The sequence below is a fragment of the Ralstonia sp. RL genome (assembly GCF_001683835.1).
Classification (GTDB): domain Bacteria; phylum Pseudomonadota; class Gammaproteobacteria; order Burkholderiales; family Burkholderiaceae; genus Ralstonia; species Ralstonia mannitolilytica.
Genome location: NZ_LWRX01000154.1, coordinates 1 through 3,260, shown reverse-complemented (window position 1 = coordinate 3,260; position 3,260 = coordinate 1). Strand labels below are relative to the sequence as shown.

Below are 3,260 nucleotides of genomic sequence, written 5' to 3'. Positions count from 1 at the left end.
CGGTGTTCTTGAAGGTCTTGATCGCCGCAGCCGAGCCGGACTCCTTGCCAACCGCCGCCTCCCAGGCGGCGGCGATGTCGCGCCAGGACCGCCAGCCCACCGGGCTATACAGAGACGACAGGTGAAAGCCCGCCGTCTTGGCACCCGGTGCCATCGCCCGCCACTCGCCGTGCTCCAGCATCCAGGTCTTGTGGTGCTCGGCGATGGGTGCGTCGCAGGCCTCGCAGACGTAGGCGGCGGTGTCCGGCGCGCCCTTGTCCCAACGCAGTTGCTCAAAGCGCAGCCACTGGCGGTGGCCGCAGTGCGGGCAGGGCACGAAGTAGCGGCGCTGGTCGCTCGCCTCGTACTCGCGCTCGATGGCCGAGGCGCCTGCGATCGTGGGTGTGGAGACGATGAAGATCTTGCGCCGGGCAAACGTCCGTGTGCGGGCTTCGGCCAACGAGATCGCATCACCTTCGCCCTCGACGTCCAACGGATAACCGTCCACCTCATCGAGGAACAGATAGCGCACCGGCATCGAGCGCAGGCCCACCGCGCTGTTGGCACCGGTCATCACCAGCACGCCGCCGCGGAACTCCTTGGCCAGGATGGTGTTGCCCGAGTCCCGGCTGCGCGCCGGGGCGATCCGCTCGGCGAGCACCGGCGACTCCTCGATCAGCGGGTCGATGCGCTGCTTGGAGGCTCGCTTGGCCATCTCCACCGTCGGCCACACCGCCATCATCGGCCCGGGCGCGTGGTGGATCACGTAGCCGATCCAGTTGCTGCCCATCTCGGTGGCGCCCAGTTGCGCCGCCTTCATGAACACCACCCGCTCGATGGGCGAGGTGGGCGAGAGGCAGTCCATGATCTCGCGCAGGTAGGGCGTGCGGCTGGTGCGCCAGCGCCCCGGCTCGGCCGAGGCTTTGCTGGAGAGCACCCGGTGCCGGTCGGCCCACTCGGAAACCGTCAGCAGCGGATCGGGGGTGAGCCCCTCGCGCCAAGCCCGCTCGATGTCGTCGGCGCCGTCGTACTCCATCGTCATCCGTCCACGCGCGGGCGCAGTTCGCCCAGTTCCTGCAAGTGCTCGCGCACGGCCGCATCGAGCGCCACGTGCAGCGCATGCGGATCGACGTTCAGGCGTGCGGCCATCTGCGCCGAGATGCGCGCCGGCCAGTTCAGCCACGCGTCGCGCTCGGTGCGCGCGAGCTTGAACACGTGAGAGACGGCCTGCGCGCGGTCGACGAGCTCCCTCTTGCGCTGCGCCAGCTCCACCTTGTTGAGCTGGGCCTTGAGCACCTCGTTGACCGTGCGCGCCTGCAGCAGCGAGGTGCCGCCGGTGGGCAATGGCGGTGCTCCGGCGTCGGGGATTTCCCGTTCGGGCCGGGCCTGGGATCTCTTGGGGGTAGGGAGTTTGTGCTCGGGAGCCCGGCGGGGCTGCAAGGTGTTGCGCGCCCATTGGGTATCGGCCGTCTCGGCATCGATCGTGCCGTCAGGCAGCGGCGTGATGCGGCCGGTGTCGATTGCCTTCTTCACGGCCACGTGCGACACGCCGCGGTGGCGCGCGTAGGCGCGAATCGATAGTCCCATCGTCGCCGTCTTCCAACATATGTTCGTGTCTTCGCAGATTCAGCTTGGCTTTCCTCGGGAACAGCGCGTTCATCCCATCACGCCAACCACCCCGAGAGGAACACGCCATGAGCCCCATCGACACCCTCCTCACCCAGATCGCCCAGCAGCATCTGGGCATCGAAACCCTGCAGACCCGCCACGCCGACCGCCTGGACTTCCACGACCTGGCGGTGTGGAACCTGCGCGCCGCACTGGAAGCGGCCTTTAAGGCGGGCGTCGAAGCGGGGGCGTCGCGCCCAAAACCCCCGGAGCCGAACGTCGTCCAGGACTGACCGGAAGGTGGTGAAGCCAGGCACGAAACGCTTGGCTTCACAGGCGAACAGCGCGTTCATCCCGTCACCCGACCCCCCTGCGAAGGAGCCACCCATGACCACCATCACCCTGACCCCCACCCAGCACGCCATCCTGGCCCACGCCATCGAGCACCACGGCGGCAAGATCGACGGGTTCCCCGAGCACATCAAAGGCGCAGCGCGCCAGAAGGTGCTGGCAGGCCTGGCCAACCGCGCCCTGATCACGACCGATGGCAGCCACTGGTTCGTCGCCGCCGAGGGCTACGACGCTCTGGGGCTGCCGCGCCCCGGCGTGAAGACAACGCGCGTGGGCTCGTTCGAAGCCCAGCTCGATCGGATCATCGCCAACGCGGAGCAGCCAACCGCCACGGGCGATCCCGAACTGGAGGCCGCCGTCACCGCGGCGGAGGCCGCGTGGACGCAGGCGGGGGACGATGCACCGCGCCGCACCCGCGCCCACAGCAAGCAGGCCCAGGTGATCGCGATGCTGCGCCGTCCCGAGGGCGCCACGATCCGCCAGATCATGGACGCCACCGGCTGGCAGGCGCATACGGTGCGCGGCACCCTGGCCGGGGCGCTCAAGAAGAAGCTGGGCCTGGCCATCGTCTCCGACAAGCCCCAGGGCGGCGAGCGGGTGTACCGCATCGCCTGAGCAACCAGATCGAGAAAGAAGCCAAGCGGCGCTTGGCTTTTGCATCGAACAGCGCGTTCATACGGGTGTCGCCACGATCCACCCGAAGGAGCCCGAGATGAGTACCACGCAGATCCCCGCCACCCGCAACGATGCCTGGGGCTTTTACGGCACGATGGGCGAGCACGCACAGGCCGCCTGGCCGATCGCGATGACCGCGATCTCCCATGCTACCTGCCAGCCGATGGAGTCGGTGCGGGCCTTCCTCGACTGCCGCCACGGCCGCCACTTTGCCGACGACGTCCTGAACGGGCTTTACGAGGGCAAGAGCCTGGCGGACGCGATCGGAGCTACCACCGGGCGCTGGATGGGCTGGACCATCGGCCGCCAAAGAGCCAAGCAGTACGGCATCCCGCGCGGGCTGCCATACCTCACGGGCTTTGTGATTCACTGCGAGATCATCGAGGAATCACTCGCCGCCTGATCGAAGGCCATGCCATCCGCCTCGCGGGTGGCCTGCTGGCCGGTGAAGTCCTGCCACCGACGCACGATCACGTCCACGTACTTGGGGTCGAGCTCGATCAGACGGGCGATGCGGCCGGACTTCTCGGCCGCGATCAGGGTCGTGCCGGAACCGCCGAACGGATCGAGCACCACATCGCCCGGTCGGCTGGAATTGCGGATCGCGCGCTCGACCAGTTCCACCGGCTTCATTGTCGGGTGCAGGG

The 3,260-nt window shown here is 68.3% G+C and carries 6 protein-coding genes; 3 read left to right on the top strand and 3 right to left on the bottom strand.

Going from position 1 to position 3,260, the window contains the following annotated elements; genetic code table 11:
* On the bottom strand, nucleotides 1-1,021 hold a 1,021-nt coding region (locus tag A6M56_RS15235), incomplete at its 3' end, for a phage terminase large subunit family protein (protein WP_286758220.1).
* Nucleotides 1,018-1,566, bottom strand: coding sequence for an elements of external origin (locus A6M56_RS15230; protein WP_286758219.1), 549 nt, complete (start codon nucleotides 1,564-1,566; stop codon nucleotides 1,018-1,020). The genes A6M56_RS15230 and A6M56_RS15235, both read right to left, overlap by 4 nt.
* A 107-nt stretch (nucleotides 1,567-1,673) precedes the next feature.
* Between A6M56_RS15230 and A6M56_RS15225 the strand changes: the two genes are divergently transcribed.
* The 3 genes from A6M56_RS15225 (at nucleotide 1,674) to A6M56_RS15215 (ending at nucleotide 3,016) form a co-directional block, all read left to right on the top strand.
* On the top strand, nucleotides 1,674-1,880 hold the full coding sequence (locus tag A6M56_RS15225; RefSeq protein WP_286758218.1) for a DUF6900 domain-containing protein: 207 nt from the start codon (nucleotides 1,674-1,676) through the stop codon (nucleotides 1,878-1,880).
* A 94-nt stretch (nucleotides 1,881-1,974) separates the two neighbouring features.
* Nucleotides 1,975-2,553, top strand: a complete 579-nt coding sequence (locus tag A6M56_RS15220; protein ID WP_286758217.1) for a DUF3489 domain-containing protein — start codon at nucleotides 1,975-1,977, stop codon at nucleotides 2,551-2,553.
* Nucleotides 2,554-2,650: 97 nt separating this feature from the next.
* Nucleotides 2,651-3,016 carry a hypothetical protein gene (locus tag A6M56_RS15215; protein ID WP_286758216.1) on the top strand — a complete coding sequence of 122 codons (366 nt, stop codon included), beginning with the start codon at nucleotides 2,651-2,653 and terminating at the stop codon, nucleotides 3,014-3,016.
* Here the strand turns inward: A6M56_RS15215 and A6M56_RS15210 are convergent.
* On the bottom strand, nucleotides 2,980-3,260 hold a 281-nt coding region (locus A6M56_RS15210), incomplete at its 5' end, for a DNA-methyltransferase (protein ID WP_286758215.1). The genes A6M56_RS15215 and A6M56_RS15210 overlap by 37 nt on opposite strands.

What these genes read in the sequence shown, in the direction of transcription:
- A6M56_RS15230 (WP_286758219.1), bottom strand. Translation starts at nt 1,566, where the DNA reads ATGGGACTATCGATTCGCGCCTACGCGCGCCACCGCGGCGTGTCGCAC.
- A6M56_RS15225 (WP_286758218.1), top strand. Translation starts at nt 1,674, where the DNA reads ATGAGCCCCATCGACACCCTCCTCACCCAGATCGCCCAGCAGCATCTG.
- A6M56_RS15220 (WP_286758217.1), top strand. Translation starts at nt 1,975, where the DNA reads ATGACCACCATCACCCTGACCCCCACCCAGCACGCCATCCTGGCCCAC.
- A6M56_RS15215 (WP_286758216.1), top strand. Translation starts at nt 2,651, where the DNA reads ATGAGTACCACGCAGATCCCCGCCACCCGCAACGATGCCTGGGGCTTT.